This window comes from Stenotrophomonas sp. YJH_SMC_27, assembly GCF_059369815.1.
The window spans coordinates 61,922-82,825 of record NZ_JCAFTA010000006.1; the positions used below are offsets into that span (position 1 = coordinate 61,922).

20 protein-coding genes are annotated in these 20,904 nt (G+C 66.0%); 7 read left to right on the plus strand and 13 right to left on the minus strand.

Annotated features, from left to right (window positions below):
- Position 1: 1 nt before the first annotated feature.
- The 5 genes from AC5P7R_RS10825 to AC5P7R_RS10845 all read right to left on the minus strand — a co-directional run bounded on the left by AC5P7R_RS10825 (position 2) and on the right by AC5P7R_RS10845 (position 3,816).
- Positions 2–250 (minus strand): acyl carrier protein, encoded by a 249-nt coding sequence (locus AC5P7R_RS10825; protein WP_057496711.1) that lies wholly within the window; start codon positions 248–250, stop codon positions 2–4.
- Positions 247–1,008, minus strand: coding sequence for a GNAT family protein (locus AC5P7R_RS10830; RefSeq protein ID WP_057496710.1), 762 nt, complete (start codon positions 1,006–1,008; stop codon positions 247–249). Before AC5P7R_RS10830 ends, AC5P7R_RS10825 begins: the two co-directional genes overlap by 4 nt.
- Positions 1,005–1,976, minus strand: coding sequence for a glycosyltransferase family 2 protein (locus AC5P7R_RS10835; RefSeq protein ID WP_206621851.1), 972 nt, complete (start codon positions 1,974–1,976; stop codon positions 1,005–1,007). Before AC5P7R_RS10835 ends, AC5P7R_RS10830 begins: the two co-directional genes overlap by 4 nt.
- A gap of 155 nt (positions 1,977–2,131) precedes the next feature.
- Positions 2,132–3,070, minus strand: coding sequence for an electron transfer flavoprotein subunit alpha/FixB family protein (locus AC5P7R_RS10840; RefSeq protein ID WP_111103795.1), 939 nt, complete (start codon positions 3,068–3,070; stop codon positions 2,132–2,134).
- On the minus strand, positions 3,070–3,816 hold the full coding sequence (locus tag AC5P7R_RS10845; RefSeq protein WP_206621850.1) for an electron transfer flavoprotein subunit beta/FixA family protein: 747 nt from the start codon (positions 3,814–3,816) through the stop codon (positions 3,070–3,072). Before AC5P7R_RS10845 ends, AC5P7R_RS10840 begins: the two co-directional genes overlap by 1 nt.
- 263 nt (positions 3,817–4,079) lie before the next feature.
- Here AC5P7R_RS10845 and rfbB point away from each other — a divergent pair, with 263 nt between their 5' ends.
- From rfbB to rfbD, 4 genes are read left to right on the plus strand one after another with little or no spacing between them, the layout of a single operon-like run.
- On the plus strand, positions 4,080–5,135 hold the full coding sequence (rfbB, locus tag AC5P7R_RS10850; RefSeq protein WP_019660969.1) for a dTDP-glucose 4,6-dehydratase: 1,056 nt from the start codon (positions 4,080–4,082) through the stop codon (positions 5,133–5,135).
- Between the two features lie 14 nt (positions 5,136–5,149).
- Complete coding sequence (gene rfbA, locus AC5P7R_RS10855) at positions 5,150–6,037, plus strand: glucose-1-phosphate thymidylyltransferase RfbA (RefSeq protein ID WP_206621849.1); 888 nt, start codon at positions 5,150–5,152, stop codon at positions 6,035–6,037.
- Positions 6,034–6,606: a dTDP-4-dehydrorhamnose 3,5-epimerase gene (gene rfbC, locus AC5P7R_RS10860; protein WP_057496705.1), complete on the plus strand. Its 573-nt coding sequence runs from the start codon at positions 6,034–6,036 to the stop codon at positions 6,604–6,606. The genes rfbA and rfbC overlap by 4 nt, the downstream gene beginning before the upstream one ends.
- Positions 6,603–7,496, plus strand: coding sequence for a dTDP-4-dehydrorhamnose reductase (rfbD, locus tag AC5P7R_RS10865; RefSeq protein ID WP_206621848.1), 894 nt, complete (start codon positions 6,603–6,605; stop codon positions 7,494–7,496). The genes rfbC and rfbD overlap by 4 nt, the downstream gene beginning before the upstream one ends.
- 75 nt (positions 7,497–7,571) lie before the next feature.
- Here the strand turns inward: rfbD and AC5P7R_RS10870 are convergent, their stop codons facing one another.
- The 3 genes from AC5P7R_RS10870 to AC5P7R_RS10880 form a co-directional block, all read right to left on the minus strand.
- Positions 7,572–8,975, minus strand: a complete 1,404-nt coding sequence (locus AC5P7R_RS10870; protein WP_206621847.1) for a mannose-1-phosphate guanylyltransferase/mannose-6-phosphate isomerase — start codon at positions 8,973–8,975, stop codon at positions 7,572–7,574.
- Between the two features lie 12 nt (positions 8,976–8,987).
- Positions 8,988–10,334, minus strand: coding sequence for a phosphohexomutase domain-containing protein (locus AC5P7R_RS10875; protein ID WP_206621846.1), 1,347 nt, complete (start codon positions 10,332–10,334; stop codon positions 8,988–8,990).
- 97 nt (positions 10,335–10,431) lie between these two features.
- Positions 10,432–13,062 (minus strand): DEAD/DEAH box helicase, encoded by a 2,631-nt coding sequence (locus tag AC5P7R_RS10880; protein ID WP_206621859.1) that lies wholly within the window; start codon positions 13,060–13,062, stop codon positions 10,432–10,434.
- Positions 13,063–13,220: 158 nt separating this feature from the next.
- Between AC5P7R_RS10880 and AC5P7R_RS10885 the strand changes: the two genes are divergently transcribed.
- Together AC5P7R_RS10885 and AC5P7R_RS10890 are read left to right on the plus strand one after the other, a co-directional pair.
- Positions 13,221–13,952, plus strand: coding sequence for a CoA transferase subunit A (locus tag AC5P7R_RS10885; RefSeq protein WP_021202697.1), 732 nt, complete (start codon positions 13,221–13,223; stop codon positions 13,950–13,952).
- A 1-nt stretch (position 13,953) separates the two neighbouring features.
- The gene (locus AC5P7R_RS10890; protein WP_111103787.1) at positions 13,954–14,586 is read left to right on the plus strand and encodes a CoA transferase subunit B; all 633 of its coding nucleotides are present in this window, start codon (positions 13,954–13,956) and stop codon (positions 14,584–14,586) included.
- A gap of 40 nt (positions 14,587–14,626) precedes the next feature.
- Here the strand turns inward: AC5P7R_RS10890 and AC5P7R_RS10895 are convergent, their stop codons facing one another.
- Positions 14,627–16,675: a glycoside hydrolase family 99-like domain-containing protein gene (locus AC5P7R_RS10895; RefSeq protein WP_111103785.1), complete on the minus strand. Its 2,049-nt coding sequence runs from the start codon at positions 16,673–16,675 to the stop codon at positions 14,627–14,629.
- 118 nt (positions 16,676–16,793) lie between these two features.
- Here AC5P7R_RS10895 and AC5P7R_RS10900 point away from each other — a divergent pair, with 118 nt between their 5' ends.
- Complete coding sequence (locus AC5P7R_RS10900; protein WP_206621845.1) at positions 16,794–17,381, plus strand: alpha-ketoglutarate-dependent dioxygenase AlkB family protein; 588 nt, start codon at positions 16,794–16,796, stop codon at positions 17,379–17,381.
- 4 nt (positions 17,382–17,385) lie between these two features.
- Here AC5P7R_RS10900 and AC5P7R_RS10905 read toward each other — a convergent pair whose 3' ends face one another.
- Genes AC5P7R_RS10905 through AC5P7R_RS10920 form a run of 4 tightly spaced genes read right to left on the minus strand, consistent with a single transcriptional unit; the run spans position 17,386 to position 20,904 of the window.
- Positions 17,386–18,027, minus strand: coding sequence for an ABC-type transport auxiliary lipoprotein family protein (locus AC5P7R_RS10905; RefSeq protein WP_111103781.1), 642 nt, complete (start codon positions 18,025–18,027; stop codon positions 17,386–17,388).
- A complete protein-coding gene (locus AC5P7R_RS10910) occupies positions 18,024–18,950 on the minus strand; it encodes an MlaD family protein (RefSeq protein ID WP_019660980.1) in 927 nt (308 codons plus the stop codon). Before AC5P7R_RS10910 ends, AC5P7R_RS10905 begins: the two co-directional genes overlap by 4 nt.
- Before the next feature lie 3 nt (positions 18,951–18,953).
- Complete coding sequence (locus AC5P7R_RS10915) at positions 18,954–19,781, minus strand: ABC transporter ATP-binding protein (protein WP_021202702.1); 828 nt, start codon at positions 19,779–19,781, stop codon at positions 18,954–18,956.
- Position 19,782: 1 nt separating this feature from the next.
- Entirely contained in the window at positions 19,783–20,904 is a 1,122-nt protein-coding gene (locus tag AC5P7R_RS10920; RefSeq protein WP_019660982.1) for an ABC transporter permease, read from the minus strand.

Below are 20,904 nucleotides of genomic sequence, written 5' to 3' on the forward strand. Positions count from 1 at the left end.
GTCAGACAGCAGCGCCGTGCTTGCGCAGGATTTCACGCGCCTTGCCGACCGAGCTCATGTCGATCACTTCGTCCATGTCGATCATGACGTTGAACGCTTCTTCCAGTGCGGCGACCACGGACATGTGCGCGATCGAATCCCACTGCGGAATGGTGTTGTAACGCAGTTCGTCAGTCACCTGGGAGGCATCGATGCCCAACACGCGGGCGAACACGGCTACAACCTGGTCTTCGTTGCTGGAGTTGCTCATAGGAATTTCCGGAACCCGTTAAGAGATGAATTGAATTGGAAGCCAAGCCGGGCATACAGATTGATGATGCCGGTATTAGCGGCGGACACCAGCGTCGTGCAGCGCTGGATATCCCTGGAAGCCAGCGATTGCAGGGCCGTGACCCATAGCGGCATGGCCAGCATGGCGTACGGCGCGGCTGCACCGGTCAGCAGCAGCTCTGCCCTGTGCTCGTCGGCGAAGACTCGTTCTGCATGGAAGCCAATGACACGGCCGCGTGATTCCGCGGTTTGGACCAGCTGGGCGTTGACCAGGTCCTCGATCCAGTTGGCGGTGCGAAGACGTGCGTGTGCAGGGTCGATGGCAGGGTCTTCCAGAAAACGGCCATGCCCGAAGTCGTCGGCGGCGATGGACCGCAGCAACGGAATGTCCGCAGCAACCGCCGGCCGCAGCGTAGGCAGCATCCCGCGCGGGACCGCAGGCAGTTGCCCCATGCCGCTGCGTGACACGGTCAGTGACGTTTCAACAAACTGGAAACCACAGCCAAGCACCGCAGCACGCAACGCATGCGCATTGGCATCGATGCGACCGAACAGGTAGTGGACGCCCTGCTGCCTGGCCCAGGCCTGGGCCTGGTCCAGCATTGCGGCCGCCTGGTCCGTGGTGGCCGCATCCAAACGGACGATCTCGGCAGTGGTGCAGCCCAGCGCGCGCTCATCCCAGGGGGTCAGGCGCGCCTCGACCACGCTGCCGCCTGCCTGCAGAGACAGGTGGCTCATGGAGCTTCTCCGCGAACGGTCGTTTCAGAGACGATGTAGTAGGGGCGCCGTTGCACATTGCGGAAGACCTGGCCGACGTACAGCCCCACAACGCCCATGGAGAACATCATCAAGCCGCCAATCAGCCAGATTGCGGCGATGATCGAGGTGTAACCCGCAACCTGGATGTCGCCGTCCCACCATCGCCAGATGCTGATGGCCACCATGACGAAGGCGACCAGCGCGCAGAACATGCCAGTGCCGGCCACCATGCGCAGCGGCTTCTCCGAGTAACCCAGGGCAATGTTCATGGCCAGCCGCAACAGGCGCCGCAGGGTGTAGGACGATTCACCCTCTGCGCGCTGCTGGTGGCGTACGGGAAGCTTGCCCGTGCGGAAGCCGGCCCATTTCACCATCAGCGGGAACGAGCGATCACGTTCCGGCATTGCACAGACCGCGTCGATGACCTTGCGGTGGAAAATGCCGAAATTGGCCGTGGAAGGGTCCTGCGGAACGCCGGTCAGCCAGCCCAGCACCGCAAAGAACCCCCACGACGAGAGGCGCTTGAGCGGGGTGTCCATGCGCTGTATCCGCTGCGCGAACACGGCTTCAAACTGCTCATCCACCGCCTTGCGGTACAGGCCGGGAATTTCTGCAGGAACATCCTGCAGGTCGCAATCCATGACGACCGTCCAACGGCCCTGGGTATGCTCGATGCCGGCTGAAATGGCCGAGTGCTGCCCGAAATTTCGCGAGAGCTTCAGGCCCTTGAGCCAAGGCCGGCTGGCGGCCAGCTCCTGGATGCGCGGCCATGCGCCGTCAGGGCTGGCGTCGTCGACCAGGATCATCTCGAACGACACGCCCATGGATCCTGCCGCAGCCTGGACTTGATCGACGAGATCTTCCAGGCACCCTTTACAGCCATAGACAGGCGCGACGACCGACAGTTCGACCGGCGGCTGCGGAGGGGAAGGCGGAACAGCGGTCATGGAGTGGTGGGCCTCGGCGCTATCTTCAGGGAAATCGGATCCATCGCGCCGGCGCATCCGCCTGCAGGGGGTAAATCCGACAACGGAAGAGTATAGACGCCCGGGCAGGGTCCGGCATGACGACGGCGGCGCAGGCGCCGCCGCCGTCGCTTGAGTCAGAGCGCCTTTTCCAGCTCCGGCAGGATCGCAAATAGATCCCCAACCAAGCCGATATCGGCAATCTCAAAGATCGGCGAATCCGGATCCTTGTTGATCGCCACGATCGTACCGGCGTCCTTGATGCCGGTCAGATGCTGGATCGCACCGCTGATGCCCACCGCCACATACAGTTCCGGGGCGATGATCTTGCCGGTCTGGCCCACCTGCAGGTCGCTGGGCACGTAGCCGGCATCGACCGCGGCGCGCGAGGCACCGACGGCGGCGCCGAGCTTGTCGGCCAGCTGGAAGATGACCTTGAAGTTCTCTTCCGAACCGACGCCGCGGCCACCGGAGACCACGCGCTTGGCGCTCTGCAGGTCCGGGCGGTCGCTGGCAGCGGCGGCCAGGCCGATGAAGCGGGTGTGGCTCGGCAGGGCAGCATCGACGCTGGCCGCTTCAATGGCGGCACTGCCGCCCTGGGCGGCTTCCGGCCACGACGCGGCGCGTACGGTGGCGACCACGATCTGGTCGGCGGGGGCTTCCACGGTGATGATCGCGTTGCCGGCGTAGATCGGGCGCTTGAAGGTGTGGCTGCCTTCGACGGTCATCAGGTCGGAGACCTGGTTGACGCCCAGCAGGGCGGCCACGCAGGGCATCAGGTCCTTGCCGAAGGTGGTCGACGGGCCGAACACGTGGGTGTAGCCCTTGGCCAGCTGCGCGATCTGCGGCGCCAGCACCTGGGCGATGGCCTGCGCGTTGGCAGCGTTGGCCACGGTCAGAACCTTGGCGACGCCAGCGATCTTCGCGGCCTCAGCGGCAACGGCGGCCGGGTCGGCGGCCAGCACCAGCACGTCGATGCTGGCACCGCTGATGGCGGCAGCAGCGCTTACGGTCTTGGCGGTGGCGGCGTTGAGCTTGCCGTCGTGGTGTTCGGCGATGACGAGAATCCTGCTCATTACAGCAACCCCTTCTGCTTGAGTGCGGCCACCAGTTCAGCCGCGTCCTTGACCATCACACCCTTGCTGCGCTTGGACGGCGCGGCATACTGGGTGGTCTTGAAGGTATCGGCGGCTTCAACGCCCAGATCGGCCAGCTGCAGGGTCTCCAGCGGCTTGGCCTTGGCCTTCATGATGTCCGGCAGCTTGATGAAGCGCGGCTCGTTCAGGCGCAGATCGGTGGTGACCACTGCCGGCAGGTCCACTTCCAGCGTTTCCAGGCCGGCGTCGACTTCGCGGGTCACCGTGGCCTTGCCATCAGCAATCTCCAGCTTGCTGGCGAAGGTCGCCTGCGGGCGGCCCCACAGCGTGGCCAGCATCTGGCCAGTCTGGTTGGCGTCGTCGTCGATGGCCTGCTTGCCCAGGATCACCATGTCCGGCTGTTCCTTCTCGATCAGCTTGAGCAGGGTGCGTGCGGCTGTCAGCGGCTGGATGGCCTGGTCGGTAACGACGTGAATGGCGCGATTGGCGCCCATGGCCAGGCCGTTGCGCAGGTGCGCCTGGGCATCGGCCGGGGCGATGGTGGCGACCACCACTTCGCTGGCAATGCCCTTGTCGCGCAGGCGCAGGGCTTCTTCCAGGGCGATTTCATCGAAGGGATTGGGGGACAGCTTGACGCCGTCGGTGACCACGCCGGAACCGTCCGGCTTGACCTGAATGCGGACGTTGTAGTCCACCACGCGCTTGTACGCGACGAGGATTTTCATCTGGTACGGGGTCCTTCAATAACTGGGGAGAACGTCCGGTCCTCGCACAGCAACCGGTTCGGGGGTGGGATCCCGATTCTAGCTGGCTTGAGCGGACCATGCGAATGCGTATGGTTATGCTGCGGTGCGGCATGGCTCTTTTGAATCGAGTGCGTCGTTCACGTCACGCAGGCAGTCGTGAAGACGAACCACATGTATCCTGTGCCGCTGTGTCGGGCGCTTCATAGCGCCCCTTGGATGAATTTCGATCAGGAGAACAGGTAGTGCCCACATGGCTTGTCACCGGCGGCGCCGGATTCATTGGCGGTAACTTCGTTCTCGAGGCCGTCGCGCGCGGCGTCAAAGTCATCAACCTCGATGCGCTGACCTACGCCGGCAATCTGAAGACCCTGTCCAGCCTGGACGGCAACCCCAACCACGTGTTCGTGCAGGGCGACATCGGCGATCAGGCGCTGGTCACCCGCCTGCTGGCCGAGCACCGGCCGGACGCCGTGCTCAACTTTGCTGCCGAGAGCCACGTGGATCGCTCCATCGACGGTCCTGGCGCCTTCATCCAGACCAACGTGGTGGGCACCCTGGGCCTGCTGGAGGCGGTCCGTGACTACTGGAAGGCGCTGCCGGCCGAGCAGGGCGCGGCCTTCCGCTTCCTGCACGTATCCACTGACGAGGTGTACGGCACCCTGGGTGAGACCGGCAAGTTCAGCGAAACCACGCCGTATGCTCCGAATTCCCCGTACTCGGCGTCGAAGGCCGCCTCGGACCACCTGGTCCGTGCGTTCCACCACACCTACGGGTTGCCGGTACTGACCACCAACTGCTCCAACAACTATGGCCCGTACCACTTCCCGGAGAAGCTGATCCCGCTGGTGATCGCCAAGGCGCTGGCCGGCGAGCCGCTGCCGGTGTACGGCGACGGCAAGCAGGTGCGCGACTGGCTGTTCGTGTCCGATCACTGCGAGGCGATCCGCACCGTGCTGGCCAAGGGCCAGGTTGGCGAGACCTACAACGTCGGTGGCAATTCGGAAAAACAGAACATCGAAGTGGTGCAGGCCATCTGCGCACTGCTGGACCAGCGCCGCCCGCGTGCGGATGGCCAGCCGCGCAGCAGCCAGATCACCTACGTCACCGACCGCCCCGGCCATGACCGCCGCTATGCGATCGATGCGTCCAAGCTGAAGAACGACCTGGGCTGGGAACCGGCCTACACCTTCGAGCAGGGCATCACCTTCACCGTCGACTGGTACCTGGACAACCAGGAATGGGTCAACGGCGTGCTGGACGGCAGCTACCGCCTGCAGCGCATCGGCACCGCAGCCTGAACCCGGGAGACACCATGACGCAGCGCAAGGGCATCATCCTCGCCGGTGGCTCCGGCACCCGGCTGTATCCGATCACCAAGGGCGTCAGCAAGCAGCTGCTGCCGGTGTACGACAAGCCGATGATCTACTACCCGCTCAGCGTGCTGATGCTGGCGGGCATCCGTGAAGTGCTCATCATCAATACCCCGCACGAACAGGCGTTGTTCCAGCAGTTGCTGGGCGATGGCTCGCAGTGGGGCATGGACATCCAGTACGCGGTGCAGCCCAGCCCCGATGGGCTGGCCCAGGCGTATCTGATCGGCCGCGACTTCGTGGCCGGCAAGCCAAGCTGCCTGGTGCTGGGTGACAACATCTTCCACGGCCACGGCCTCCGCGACGTGCTCAAGCGCGCCGATGAGCGCACCGACGGTGCCACCGTGTTCGGCTACTGGGTGAATGATCCGGAACGCTACGGCGTGGCTGAATTCGACAAGAGCGGCAAGGTCATCGACCTGGTCGAGAAGCCGGAGAATCCGCGTTCGAACTATGCGGTGACCGGCCTGTACTTCTATGACGGCAATGCCAGCGCGCATGCCGCCGACCTGAAGCCGTCGCCCCGTGGCGAACTGGAGATCACCGATCTCAACAAGCGCTACCTGGCCGAAGGCAACCTGCATCTGGAAGCACTGGGCCGCGGCTATGCCTGGCTCGATACCGGCACCCACCAGTCGCTGCTGGAAGCGTCCAACTTCATCGAGACCATCCAGACCCGGCAGGGCCTGCAGGTCTGCTGCCCGGAGGAAATCGCCTTCGGCCAGGGCTGGATCAACGCCGAACAGCTCGAAGCGCTGGCGGCGCCGCTGATCAAGAATGGCTACGGCCAGTACCTGCACAAGCTCGCATTGCGTGGAGTTGTTCCGTGAAAGTGATTGAAACCAAGTTGCCCGGTTGCGTGGTGATCGAGCCGGCGGTGTTTGGCGATGCCCGCGGCTATTTCTTCGAGACCTGGAATGCCGAGCGCTTTGCCGCGCTGGGCCTGCCGGATCGCTTCGTGCAGAGCAACGTGTCGACGTCAGCGCAGGGTGTGCTGCGTGGCCTGCATTACCAGTGGCCGCGCCCGCAGGGCAAGCTGGTCAGCGTGCTGGAAGGCGAGGTCTATGACGTGGCCGTCGACATCCGTCGCGGCTCGCCGACCTTCGGCCAGTGGGAAGCGGTGGTGCTGAGTGCGGAGAACAAGAAGCAGTTCTGGATTCCGGAAGGCTTCGCCCACGGCTTTGCAGTGCTGTCCGAGCGCGCGGTGTTCAGCTACCTGTGCACCGAGGTCTACCTGAAGGACTTCGACGCCGGCGTGCGCTGGAACGATGCGGATATCGCCGTGGACTGGCCAGTCAGTGCGCCGACGTTGTCGGCCAAGGACGAGAACGCGCCGTTCCTGAAGGACATCGCCGAAGACCGCCTTCCGGTCTACACCGCCGCCCAGGGCGCGCCATGACCGTGCTGGTGTTCGGTGGCAACGGCCAGGTCGGCCAGGAGCTGCTGCGCGCGCTGGCGCCGCTGGGCAAGGTGGTCGCGACCACCCGCAGCGGCACTCTGCCGGATGGCAGCGCCTGCGAAACCGCCGATTTCGGCCAACCTGAAAGCCTGCCAGCCCTGCTGGACCGTCTTCAGCCGTCGGTGGTGGTGAATGCTGCGGCCTATACCGCCGTTGATCGTGCCGAGCAGGATGTGGAAGCTGCGTTTGCGGCCAACGCGCAGGCGCCTGGCATGATCGCGCGTTGGTGTGCGGCCCATGGCGTGCCGTTCGTGCATTACTCCACCGACTATGTGTTCGATGGTCAGGGCACCGCGCCGTACCGCGAGGACGAGCCGACCGCGCCGCTGGGTGTGTATGGCACCAGCAAGCGCGATGGTGAGGATGCAGTACGCGCGGCCGGCGGTCGCCACCTGATCTTCCGCACGGCCTGGGTGTATGCCTCGCATGGGGCAAATTTCCTGCGCACCATGTTGCGCGTCGGCGCCGAGCGCGACCAGCTGCGTGTGGTGGCCGACCAGGTCGGTACACCGACGCCGGCCGCGTTGATCGCTGATGTTACTGCGCAGGCGCTGCGGCATCCGGGCCAACTGTCCGGTACCTGGCACCTGACCGCCAGCGGCCAGACCAGCTGGCATGGGTTCGCCGAAGCGATCTTCGCCGAAGCGCTGGTTACCGGCGTGTTGGCGAAGGTGCCGGCGGTCGAGGCGATTCCCAGTTCCGAGTATCCGACCCCGGCCAAGCGCCCGGCCTGGTCGGTGCTGGACAACCGCAAGCTGCAGCAGGATTTCAGCATCGTACTGCCGAGTTGGCAGCATGGCCTGAAGCGGGTGATGGCGGAGATTGCCTGACCCGGCAGGCGGCGTGCCGACCAACGGTCGGCACCCACCCCGACCAACGGTCGGTCGCCTCCAGCGGGCGCCGGGTCAGCTGCGCCCGTAGGTATCCTCGAAGCGCACGATGTCGTCCTCGCCAAGGTAGCTGCCGGACTGCACTTCGATCAGTTCCAGCGGCAGCTTGCCCGGGTTGCGCAGGCGATGGGTCACGCCCAGCGGGATGTACGTGCTCTGGTTTTCGCTGAGCAGGATCACTTCGTCGCCGCGGGTCACTTCTGCGGTGCCGCTGACCACGATCCAGTGCTCGGCGCGGTGATGATGCATCTGCAGGCTGAGTGTGCCGCCGGGCTTGACCGTGATGCGCTTGACCTGGAAGCGTGCACCATTGTCGATTGAATCGTACGCGCCCCACGGACGGTAGACCTTGCGATGCCACGTGGCCTCGCTGCGGCCTTCGGACTTCAGCTGACCGACAACGGTCTTGACCTCCTGCATGCGGTCGGCCCTGCCGACCAGCACCGCGTCGTCGGTCTCGACGACAATCACGTCATCCAGGCCGACCAGCGCCACCAGGCGCTGTGCATAGGCATAGGTGTTGCGGCAGTCGATGGCGATCACATCGCCCTGGTGGGCGTTGCCATCGCCGTCCTGCTGCGAGACATCGCGCAGGGCTGTCCACGAGCCGACATCGTTCCAGCCGGCGTCCAACGGAATCACCACGGCGTCGGCGGTTTTTTCCATCACGGCATAGTCGATGGAATCAGAGGGAACGGCGGCGAAGGCGTCCTTGTCCAGGCGGGTGAAATCCGAATCGCGGCGGGCCTGCTGCCAGGCCTGGCGGCTGCCGGCCAGCATGCCGGGCTGGAAGCGCTCCAGTTCCTGCAGGTAGCGCGAGGCCTTGAACAGGAACATGCCGCTGTTCCAGTAATACTGGCCGCTGCTGACGTAACCGCTGGCGGTCTGGAGGTCGGGCTTTTCGACAAAGCGCTCGACCGCACGCAGACCCTGCCCATCGGCGGCCTTGATATAGCCGTAGCCGGTTTCCGGACCGGTCGGCACGATGCCGAAGGTCACCAGCTTGCCGGTTTCGGCGGCACTGGCGGCGGCCTGCACGGCGCTGCGGAAGGCGGCTTCGTCGGTGATCACATGGTCCGAGGGCAGCACCAGCAGCAGCGCATCGGCGCCGTCGCGGGTGGCTTCCAGGGCTGCGACCGCGATTGCCGGCGCCGTGTTGCGGCCAACCGGTTCCAGAATGATGGCCGCCGGCTCGGCGCCGACCTGCTGCAGCTGCTCGGCAGCGACAAAGCGGTGCTCCTCGTTGGCGATCACCAGCGGGCCATGCGCGGTGATCGGCGCCACCCGTTTCCAAGTGGCCTGCAGCATCGTCAGTTCGCCCGCCAACGGCAGGAACTGCTTCGGGTACGCCTCGCGCGACAGCGGCCACAGGCGGGTCCCGGAGCCACCGGACAGAATGACGGGCTGGATGATGCTCATGGTCGTCCTTGATTACTGCTGGATTAGGCGGGAAATTTCGTCGGTACGCGCCTGCATCAGCGCGGCGTCACCACGGGCTTCGACATTCAGGCGCAGCAGCGGTTCGGTGTTGGAGCTGCGCAGGTTGAAGCGCCAGCCGCCGAAGTCGGCACTGATGCCGTCGGTGTGATCCAGTACCGGTGATTGCGCCGCGAAGTGCTCCATCACGCGGGCCACGGCAGCCTTGGAATCGGCCACCTTGAAGTTGATCTCGCCACTGCACGGATAGGCCGCCATGCGGTCTTCGACCCACTCGGCCAGTGAGCGGCCGCTCTCGGAGATCAGCTGCGCAATCAGCAGCCAGGGGATCATGCCGGAGTCGGCATAGGCGAACTCGCGGAAATAGTGGTGGGCGCTCATCTCGCCACCGTACACGGCGTCTTCGGCGCGCATCTTTTCCTTGATGAAGGCATGGCCGCTCTTGCACTGCACCGGCACACCGCCCGCCTGTTCGACCATATCCACGGTGTTCCAGACCAGGCGCGGGTCATGCACGACCTTGCCGCCGGGATTGCGTGCCAGGATCGCCTTGGCCAGCAGGCCGACCAGGTAGTAGCCCTCGATGAAGCGGCCGGTGTGGTCGAAGAAGAAGCAGCGGTCGAAGTCACCGTCCCAGGCAATGCCGAAATCGGCACCGTGTTCACGCACCGCATCGGCGGTGGCGGCGCGGTTTTCCGGCAGCAGCGGGTTGGGAATGCCGTTGGGGAAGCTGCCGTCCGGTTCGTGGCAGATGCGGATGAACTCGAACGGCAGGTGCGGGGCCAGCAGGTCGACGATCGCGCCCGCGCCGCCGTTACCGGCATTCACCACCAGCTTCAGCGGCTTGAGCCTGCTGGCATCGACATAGCTGAGCAGGTGCTGGATGTAGGCGCTCTTGTCGTGCTGGGCAACCTGCCCGGCACGCGGCGGCTGGGCCTCGGACGTATCGGCGGAAACCGCGTCGGAGATTGCGAACAGGCCGGTATCGGAGCTGATCGGCCGGGCATTCTCCTTGACCAGCTTCATGCCGTTGTAATCCATCGGGTTGTGGCTGGCGGTGACCATCACGCCGCCGGCCGCGCCCAGATGGTCGGTCTGGAAATAGACTTCTTCGGTGCCGCACAGGCCGATGTCGATCACCTCGCGCCCGGTACCACGCAGGCCGGTGGCCAGTGCATCCTGCAGCGCCGGGCTGGTCAGGCGCACATCGTGGCCGAGGACCACTGGACCGGGAGCGAGCTGCGCGGCCAAGGCGACGCCGATGCGGCGGGCCAGGTCTTCGTTCAGTTCTTCCGGCACACGGCCGCGGATATCGTAGGCCTTGAAGGCGGGCAGGGGCATCGATCAGTTCCTTTGTGAGCTCAGTCCCCAATTGTAGTCCCAGTCATGTATGGGAATCGTTTCCATCGGGGAACGCCGCCTGACTGGCGTCCGGAGGTCAGCTTCGCGTCGACCGCTTGCCCGCTTTGCGCAAACGCTTGCCGGGCAGGCCCGGCAACGGCGCCAGCAGCGCCTGCACGTCTTCTTCGCTGAAGCGCGGCCCGGCGCTGCCACCGCCTTCGAGAATCGAGTCGGCCAGCGTGGCCTTGCGCTCCTGCAGCTCGGCAATCCGTTCTTCGATGCTGCCTGCGGCGATCAGCCGGTAAACGAACACCGGCTGCTGCTGGCCGATGCGATGGGCGCGATCGCTGGCCTGGTTTTCGGCCGCCGGATTCCACCACGGGTCGAAGTGGATGACGGTATCGGCGGCGGTCAGGTTCAACCCGACGCCACCTGCCTTCAGGCTGATCAGGAATACCGGCACCTCGCCCTGCATGAAGCGCTGCACCGGCGTGGCCCGGTCCTGGGTGTCGCCGGTCAGGGTCACATAGGCCAAGCCCAGCTGATCCAGTGCCTGCGCGATCAGCGCGAGCATGCCGGTGAACTGCGAGAACAGCAGGATGCGCCGGCCTTCCTCGACCATCGACGGCAGCATCTCGCGCAGCAGGTCCAGCTTGGCTGAGCCCGCATTGCGCGCCGGGGCATCACCAGGCAGCAGGCGCGGATCGCAGCAGACCTGGCGCAGCTTCAGCAACGCATCCAGTACCACGATGTGGCTGCGCGCCAGCCCGCTGCCGCTGATGGCTTCGCGCACCTGCTTTTCCATCGCTGCGCGCACGGTTTCATAGAGATCACGCTGGCCGCTCTCCATTTCCACCGCGCGGGTAATGACGGTCTTGGGCGGAAGCTCTGACGCCACCTGGTCCTTGCGCCGGCGCAGTATGAACGGACGCAGCCGTTGCGCCAGCAAGGTGGCGCGGCGGTGGTCGCTGCCACGTTCGATCGGATGGCGCCAATGCTGGTTGAACTGTTTCTCGCTGCCTAGCAGGCCGGGCAGCAGGAAGTCGAACTGCGTCCACAGTTCGCCCAGGTGGTTTTCCAGCGGCGTGCCGGTCAGGCACAGCCGGTGGCGCGCCTGCAGCGTGCGCAGGGTGATGGCCGCGCGTGACTTCGGATTCTTCACCTGCTGGGCTTCATCCAGAATCAGCAGATGGTAGGTATGTGCCTGCAGCGCCTGCTCGTCGCGCCACAGCAGAGGGTAGGTGGTCAGTACAAGGTCGTGCCCGGGAATCGCCTCGAACAGCGTTTCACGTGCCGGCCCGTGCAGGGTCAGCACGCGCAGGCCCGGGGTGAAGCGTGCCGCTTCGCTCTGCCAGTTGTGCAGCAGCGAAGTGGGCACCACCAGCAGCGTCGGACGGTCCAGGCGCCCGGCTTCCTTCTCGACCAGCACATGCGCCAGCGTCTGCACGGTTTTGCCCAGGCCCATGTCATCGGCCAGCACGCCCCCCAGGCCCTGCTGGCGCAGGTACTGCAGCCACGACAGGCCTTCGCGCTGATAGGGACGCAGCGTTGCCACCAGCCCTGCCGGCGGCGGCACTTCGCCCAATGCGGGTGCCTGCATCAGCCGCTGCACCAGTGCCTGGGTGTCCTTGCGCCCGCGGAACTGCAGGCGCGCCGTGTCCTGCAGCGCCTGCAGGCGGCCACGGTCAAGCACAGACAGGCGCAGCGGCGCGCCACGCTGGGCGAACAGATCCGTCAACAGGGCCATGATCGGTTTCAGTCGTGCGGCCCGCAATGCCAGGCGCGTGTTGTCGCCCGCCATCAACAGAATGTTCTCATCATCGCCGATGGCGTCCAGCTGGCCACGCATCCAGCGGGGATCTGACTGCAGCACCTGCTGCAGCAGCGGAACCATCGACACGTTGCGGCCTTCCACCTGGATGTCCAGGCCCAGGTTGAACCAGCCCGCATCCGCCGGGTCCGCCTGGATGTCCAGGTCGATCTCATCCACCCGGGTGATGCGATGGCGGAAATCGTCGTCGGTCTCTACCTTCCAGCCCAAGGCTTCCAGGCGCGGTACGTCGTCCAGCAGGAACCGTGTCCAGTCATGGGTGCGCAGCTGGAACTGAGGTCCTGCGCCCTCCAATGGCGCCCGCGGCGCCGTGTCGCGATGCAGTCCCACCGTGCGCAGCTCGGCCTCGCGCCGTGATTCCTCGGCCAGGTCGCGGGGCAGCAGCGCAAGCTGGCCCTCCGGATCGTGGGCGAACAGGCTCGGATCATCCAGGAACCGCACGTGCTCGTCGTATTCGAAGGCCACGGTGGCGATATCGGCCCATTGCGAAGGGTCGCGTGGGCCGAGCCACGGCGGACGGAACTCGACCGTGTGCAGGCGCAGGACGGGGGTCATCGAACGGATCAGCAGCGTTGGCAGCGTGCTGCTGTCGTCGGGCATGGGGGGCGTATGGTCGATCTGCTGCAGCATCTGCGCCAGCACAGCCGCCACGTGCATGCAGTCGTGGCCGAGCGGGCAGGAACACCGGTTGCGTAGCAGGCTGCGCGGATGGCGAAGACTGGCGGCCAGGTCGATCTCCACCCGGTAGGAGTACTTGGCCGGGATCTTTACCTCAGCGACCAGAATGTCACCGAACAAACGCATGCTATGGACTTCCGACAGGCCATGGTCGCTCATTTCCAGCGTCCGGCCTTCCATCCAGCGGAGCAGGTCTTCTTCGGTGTAGGTATGGGCCATCAACGAGGGTGGGGCGGGCACGGGGCCGGCCATTGGCAGGGGAACCCGGCATTCTACGGAACCCTGTGCGATGCCCGTGCAATGCTGCGGCGCATCCAGGCCCTTCGCCGCCCTCCAGCTAGAATGCGGTCATCCTCAACGTGCAGGGTAGTACAGCAATGCAGCAATCGACTTCCACCGGCAAGCGCAGCAAGCGCTTCGCCAGTGCGGCGGAGGCCCTGCAAGGGGTGGTCGCCGATGGCCAGACGCTGGCCGTGGGCGGCTTCGGCCTGTGTGGCATTCCCGAGGCATTGATCGCCGCGCTGCGCGACAGTGGCGTCAAGGGCCTGACCGTGATCTCCAACAATGCCGGGGTCGATGGTTTCGGTCTGGGCCAGCTGCTGGAAACCCGGCAGATAAAGAAGATGATTTCGTCCTATGTGGGCGAGAACAAGGAGTTCGAGCGGCAGTTCCTGGCCGGCGAGCTCGAGCTGGAATTCAACCCGCAGGGCACCCTGGCCGAACGCCTGCGTGCCGGCGGCGCAGGCATTCCGGCGTTCTTCACCGCCACCGGCTATGGCACAGTGGTGGCCGAAGGCAAGGAAACCCGCGAGTTCGACGGCAAGCACTACGTGATGGAAACCGCGCTGCGCGCCGATGTGGCACTGGTCAAGGCCTGGAAGGCCGACGAGGCCGGCAACCTGGTGTTCCGCAAGACCGCGCGCAACTTCAACCCCGCCTGTGCGATGGCCGGCAAGGTCTGCATCGTGGAAGTGGAAGAGGTGGTGCCGGTGGGTGCCATCGATCCGGACCAGGTGCACCTGCCGGGCATCTACGTGCACCGCATCGTGCACAACCCGCATCCTGAGAAGCGTATCGAACAGCGCACCATCCGCGCGGAGGGCAACTGACATGGCGTGGACCCGCGATGAGATGGCGGCGCGTGCCGCCCGCGAACTGACCGATGGTGCCTACGTGAACCTGGGCATCGGCCTGCCGACCCTGGTCGCCAACCACATCCCCGAAGGCGTGGACGTGTGGCTGCAGTCGGAGAACGGCCTGCTGGGCATCGGGCCGTTCCCGACCGAAGCCGAGGTCGATGCCGACCTGATCAATGCCGGCAAGCAGACCGTCACCGCGCGTGCCGGTGCCAGCTACTTCGGCAGCCACGACAGCTTTGCGATGATCCGTGGCGGTCACGTCAATCTGGCCATCCTCGGCGCCATGCAGGTCACCGACAAGGGCGACCTGGCCAACTGGATGGTGCCCGGCAAGATGGTCAAGGGCATGGGCGGCGCGATGGACCTGGTGGCCGGCGTGCAGCGCGTGGTGGTGTTGATGGAGCACACCGCCAAGAACGGGGAGCACAAGATCCTGGCCGAATGCACGCTCCCGCTGACGGGTGTTGGCGTGGTCGACCGGATCATCACCGACCTGGCGGTGTTCGACGTGACTGACAAGGGCCTGCTGCTGGTGGAGGCCGCGCCGGGTGTCAGTGATGACGAGCTGAAGGAAAAGACCGGCGTCGCATTCCAGCGCGGCTGATCGATACGGGCAAGGGGGGCGCGTTGTGCCCCCTTCAACGTCAGCCGCGTCGGGCGTAGGCGTACTCGTGGCTGCTGGCATCGGCCTCGCCGAGGCAGGCTGCGGCCGTCGCGACGTGCAGTCCAGCGTGTTCGCAGCAGGCACCCAGTACACGTTCAATGGCGTGGGCCAGCGTTCCATCGATCTGGCCCTGCTCGATGTCGAATGCGCTGCGATACAGGTGCGCGTCCAACAATGGGCGCAGGGCCTGCAGCCGCCACCAGCCCATACTGCCGGCGCCGAATAGACTGGTGTCCACGGGCTTTTCCAGTCCAAGACGCGCCTGCAGCCGTGCCAGTAGGGGGGCATTGCCACCGACGAATTCGGCAACGGGAAGCAGATGCCCTTCGGCGACCACCATGCCCAAGGCGGGGTCGGCCTGGAATGCGGCATGGATGCGTGCGGCACGTCCTCCCCGGACCAGCCGTTGCAGTAGTTCCTGCCGCCACTGATCGCCATCTGTGCGATGGGTCGAGCGCTTCGTGTGCAGTTTCAGCACGACGTCGTGGCCCGTCTGCAGCAACCGCTCGGCAACTTCCAGGAACGGAAGTATGTCGCGACCGTGGTTGTCGACGGCCACGACCTCACCCTCAAGCCCATGCGCCGCCAAGGCCTGCCGGACCTGATCCATCTGCTGCACCGGGGTGGTCACCACGATTGCCCACTCCAGTGCGGCCTCGCGCAGTGCGGTCAACACTTCCGGCAGCGTTTCCAGATACCAGGCGTGCAGATGCACTGCCGGTACCAGGCAGGAGGGCGGTGCTGGCACCAGAGCATCGCGCGTGGCCTGCAGCCAGGCATGCCCCAGCCGCGCATCCGGTTCCAGCACCGCACCTTCGGCCCATTCGTTCCATGCGTTTATGAACACCAGTCGCTGCGCCGGCGGTGCTGCGGAGAGGCGTTCATGGATCGTGGTGCGCAGCCAATCGCGGTAGCCACGCGGAGAGGCGTGCAGGTAGACGCGGCCACGACCGGAACGACGAGCCTCGTTGTCCCAGCCGGGGTTCACGCCGGGGTACAGCGGATAGTCCGGCAGCGGCCGCGCCGCGATGTCGGTGGCCAGTTCGCGCCAGTCGCGGACATCGCCATTGAAATCTGGATTGAGCAGCCACTGTTGCGCCGACAACGAGCGTGGGTTGCTCATGTTCGGCGGGAATTCGACAGCGGCATCGAAGCCGATGTCGCGCGGGTCGGGGCGTTCGAAGCCCTGCACATAGGCCAGGTGGATCTCGCCTACACCGTTGTCGCGGCACCAGCGGCGCCAGCGCTCGGCGGTGGCGCGTGCATCGGGCAGCAGGTTCGGGCGGTAGACCAGCAGCATGGGCCGGCCATCGACCTTCAGCGCACGGCGATCGCGCAGGTACGGCGCCACGTGGGTGATGAAGGCCAGGTCGTCGGCGGCGCTGTGCTGCTGGCCGATCAGGATGTCGTCGTCGCGGCCATCCCAGCGGCGTGCCCAGTTTTCATTGGCCCAGCACAGGCAGAACGGCAGTTCGATGCTGTCGTCGGCCAGCCATTGGCGCAGCGGGTCTTCCATCAGCGTGCGGCCGCTGAACCAGTAGTAATAGAAGCAGAACGCGCCGATGCCATGCTCGGCGGCAAGCCGCGCCTGGTCACGCATCACCTGCGGGTTGCGCAGGTCATAGAAACCCAGATCGGCCGGAAGCCGCGGTTGGATGTGGCCTTCGAACTGTGGCAGCGCGCGGGTGACGTTGCGCCATTCGGTGAACCCCTTGCCCCACCATGTGTCATTCTCGGGGAAGGTGTGGAACTGTGGCAGGTAGAACGCGACCAGTGTGGCGGGCATCGGATCCGGCAGCGCAGCCTTCTGGTGCGGGCGGTAGCCGATCGCGGCCTCGTCGGCGCGCCAGCGGAGTTGCGCACTGGCCCGTGTAGCACCCGCGTCCTGCTGTCCCTTTGGCGGCGAGGGTACCCAGTCGCCGTGCCGTGCCAACAGCCGTGTGCGCAACCGGTCGCGCTGCGCCTGCGGCAGCGGCAAGGCCCGGAACACGGCGCGCAGCAACGGGAACAGCAATTGGCGCAGGCTCATCGGATGGGGCCCCGGCAAGTCAGGCAATCGGATGGTATCGGCATCTGGGAAACAGTCATGGGGCCATTTTCGACGCTGCTGGCCACGACGGCAAACGCCGGCGTGCTAGCGTGTGGCCATGCTGTTCCCCTACGACCTGCCCGGTGCCGACGTCCAGCTCCTGCCGGGCTGGCTGGCTGCGGCCGATGCCGACCGGCTCGTGTCCGCACTGCAGGCCGAAGTTCCGTGGGAGGTCCATCGCATCCGCATGTTCGGCAACTGGGTGGATTCGCCAAGGCTGAGCTGCTGGATTGGCGATCCGCAGGCGCGCTACCGCTATTCCGGGGCTGAATTCGTGCCGCACCCATGGCCACCCGCGTTGCAGGCCGTGCGTGAGCGCTTGCAGGCAGAAGGCTTCGGCCACTTCAACAGCGTACTGCTGAACCGCTATCGCGGCGGCGGCGACTACATGGGATGGCACAGCGATGACGAGCCGGAGTTGGGTCCGGCCCCGGTGATTGGGTCGCTGAGTCTGGGCGCATCGCGTCGATTCCTGCTGCGCCGGCGCGATGATCCGGCGCGCAAGGCCGAGTACCTGCTCGGCCATGGCGATCTGCTGGTAATGGCGGGGCAGACGCAGAGGTTCTACCAGCACGCGCTTCCGAAGATGGCGCGGGTGCAGGGTGAGCGGATCAACCTGACGTTCCGCTGGATTGCGCCGCGCTGATCGATCAGCGCGCGACGTTAGGCTGGTCGGCCTGCCCGCTCACCAGTGTCCACCCCACCACATCCTGCGCAAGCTGCTGCAGGCCACGTTCGAACGCCGCGGTCACCGCCGGTACGTCGGTGCTGCCGACCGGCTGCGCCTGGCGGAACGTACGGTCGGCCACCACGCGCTGGTCGGCGACGTGGATCAGCTTGGCGTTGACCTCGATCACCACGGTCGGCGTGGCCTGGCCCTGGTAATCCGATTCGAAGCGGCGCACGTCGGTGGACAGCTTGTAGTCGGCACGGATGCCGGCGGTGCTGCGCGCCACGCCGCGGATGCGCCCGGAATCCTCGAAGCCGCGCAGCAGGGTGTCCTCGATCATGTCGGTGGCCGGCTGTGCCCAGCTGGCGCCCTTGTAGATTTCCATCTGCGAAGGCGTCGGCCGCACATTGATGCGCGGGCTGTCGACCAGGCGCGCGGCGCTCGGCTTGGCCAGTACCAGCTGCCAGCTGGCCTGTGGCCACGCCGGGTCGGCCATCACCTGCACCGAGGGCGAGTACAGCGTCACTGCGGTTTTCTCGCTGCTGCCAAGGATGGAGCAGCCGCCCAGCAGGGCGACCATCGAAGCGGCCAGCAGCAGGCGCGGAAGGGGGGGCGGGCTCATTTGGGTTCGAACTCCTTCGGTGCGTCGCGGCCCAGCAGGTAGCGCGCGGGGTTGTTCTCGAGGCGGTCGCTGACCCGGCGCAGGTCGCGGATCAGGCCGCGCAGTTCGGTCAGCGTCGGGCCGAGCTGGCCGAGGCCATCATTGGCGAAGCTGTTGATCGCGGCGCGGTTCTCGCCAAGGATCGAATCGGCGTTGCCGGCGGCCGAGTCGAGCTTGGCCAGGGTGGCATCGAGCTTGTCGATGATGCCCGGCAGCTGCTGCACCAGGTTCCTGTCCAGGCGCTCGATGGTGCCGTTGGTGGTCTTCAGCGTGGTGTCCAGGCTGCGGGCGGCATCGCGCGCGCTGAGCAGCAGCGCCTGGGTACCCTGGTCGCGGTCGGCCAGGCCACCGCTGATGGTCTCCAGGTTGGCCAGCGTGGCGTTGATCGAGGCTACATTGCGGTCGCTGAGGATCTGGTCCATGCGCTCGACGATGCGGTTGGCAACATCGGTGATGTTCTGCAGCGCCGACGGCGTGGTCGGTATGATCGGTGCCGGGTCCTTGTTGACCGTGGTCAGCGCCGGCGACTGCGGCGTACCGCCGCTGAGCTGGATGATCGACGGGCCGGTGAGGCTGGTGATCGCCAGCTTGGCGCGGGTATCGGTCTTGACCGGCGTGGTCGAGTTCAGGCGGATGCGTGCGACCACCTGGCGCGGGTCGTCCGGCACCAGGTTCAGCTCGACGATCGACCCGACCGCGATGCCGTTGTACTGCACCGGGCTGCCCACCGACAGGCCGGTCACCGCCTCGCGGAACACCACGCGGTATTCCTGCCAGGTGCGGTCGGAAGAGTACTTGGCCGCCCACAGGCCGAACGCCAGCAGGGCCAGGCCGGTGATCAGGGTGAACGCGCCGATCAGCACGTAGTTGGCTTTGGTTTCCATGGCTCAGGCACTCTCGATCTGTTCGCCACGCGCGGCGCGCGCGCGGGGTCCGTGGAAGTATTCCTGGATCCACGGATGATCCAGTTTCTCGATTTCCGGGAGGGGGGCGTTGGCAACGACCCTGCGGTCGGCCAGCACGGCCACGCGGTCGCAGATGGCGTACAGAGTGTCCAGGTCGTGGGTGATCAGGAACACGGTCAGCCCCAGCGCTTCCTGCAGGGTCTTGATCAGGCGGTCGAACGCGGCCGCGCCGATCGGGTCGAGGCCGGCGGTGGGTTCGTCCAGGAACAGCAGCGGCGGGTCCAGCGCCAGCGCCCGGGCCAGGCCGGCGCGCTTGCGCATGCCGCCGGACAGCTGCGAGGGCAGCTTGTTGATCGCGTCGGCGGGCAGGCCGGCCAGCTTCACCTTCAGCAGTGCCAGCTCGTAATGCCAGCGCTCGGGCAGTTCGCGGTGGTGTTCCTTCAGCGGTACCTGCACGTTCTCGCCCACGGTCAGTGACGAAAACAGTGCGCCGTCCTGGAACAGCACGCCGGTGTTGCGTTCGATGTGCAGGCGGCTCTCGGCGTCGTCGGCACGCGCGTCGCGGCCCAGCACTTCGATCTGGCCTTCGTCGGGCGTGCGCAGGCCCAGGATGGAGCGCATCAGCACCGACTTGCCGGTGCCGGAGCCACCGACCACTCCCAGGATCTCGCCGCGACGCACGTCCAGGTCCAGGTCTTCGTGCACGGTCTGGCTGCCGAAACGGTTGACCAGGCCGCGCACGCGGATGGCCAGCTCGTGGCCGTCGTCGTCCTGCATGGGAATGTCTTCGGGCGTCGGATGCGTGCTCATGTCACCAGCCCATGTGCATGAACCACAACGCCGCGAAAGCGTCGATGATGATCACCAGCGAGATCGTCTGCACCACGCTGGAAGTAGTGCGTTCGCCTACCGACTGTGCCGTGCCTTCGACCTTCAGGCCTTCCAGGCAGCCGATCAGGCCGATCACCAGCGCGAATACCGGCGCCTTCGACAGGCCGACCAGCATGTGCCGCACCTCCATGGTCTCGTGCATGCGCGCGATGTACATCTGCGGCGGGATGTCGAGGTCGAACGCACCGACGGTGACGCCGCCGGCCAGGCCGGCGATCATCGCGATGAAGGTCAGCAGGGGCAGGGTGACCAGCAACGCCAGCAAGCGAGGCAGCACCAGCAGGTCGACCGGGTCCAGGCCCAGCGTGCGCATCGCATCGATTTCCTCGCGCGCCTTCATCGCGCCGATCTGTGCGGTGAAGGCGCTGGCGGTACGGCCGGCCAGCACGATCGCGGTCAGCAGCACCGCGAACTCGCGCAGGAAGGCGATGTTGACCAGTTCGACCACGTAGATCTCGGCGCCGAAGTCGCGCAGGATGGTCGAGCCGAGGAAGGCGATCACCGCACCGACCAGGTAGGACAGCAGTGCCACCAGCGGCACCGCATCCAGCCCGACCTGCTCCATCTGGTGCACGGTGGCGGTAAGGCGGAAGCGGCGCGGTTCCTTGACCAGGCGGGCCGCCTTGACCAGGTTCTCGCCGAGGAAACTGCACAGCGCCTTGATGTTGTGGCCGGTGGCATGGACGCTGACACCCAGCCGCTCCAGTGCCGCCAGCACGCCGAAGTCGCGCTTGGGCTTGGGCCGGTCGTCGGCGACTTCCTCGATGGTGCACACCAGCGCCTGGTGATCCGCGCGGAACTTCAGTGCGTCTTCGCCGAGGTCGGCGCGATGGGCCACGCGCAGCACCTGCAGCACGCCGGCCGAATCCATCTTCTCGATGGCGGTGGCATCGATGCCGGTCAGCGTGTCAGGAACGCCACGCAGGACCTCGGCCGCGGCCAGCGCGGTCTTCAAGGTCCAGGTGCCGGACAGGCGGATCACGCCCGGATCATGGGCGTCCTGTTCGAGCTGGGGGGCGTGGTTCGGGGTCACTTGGGCCAT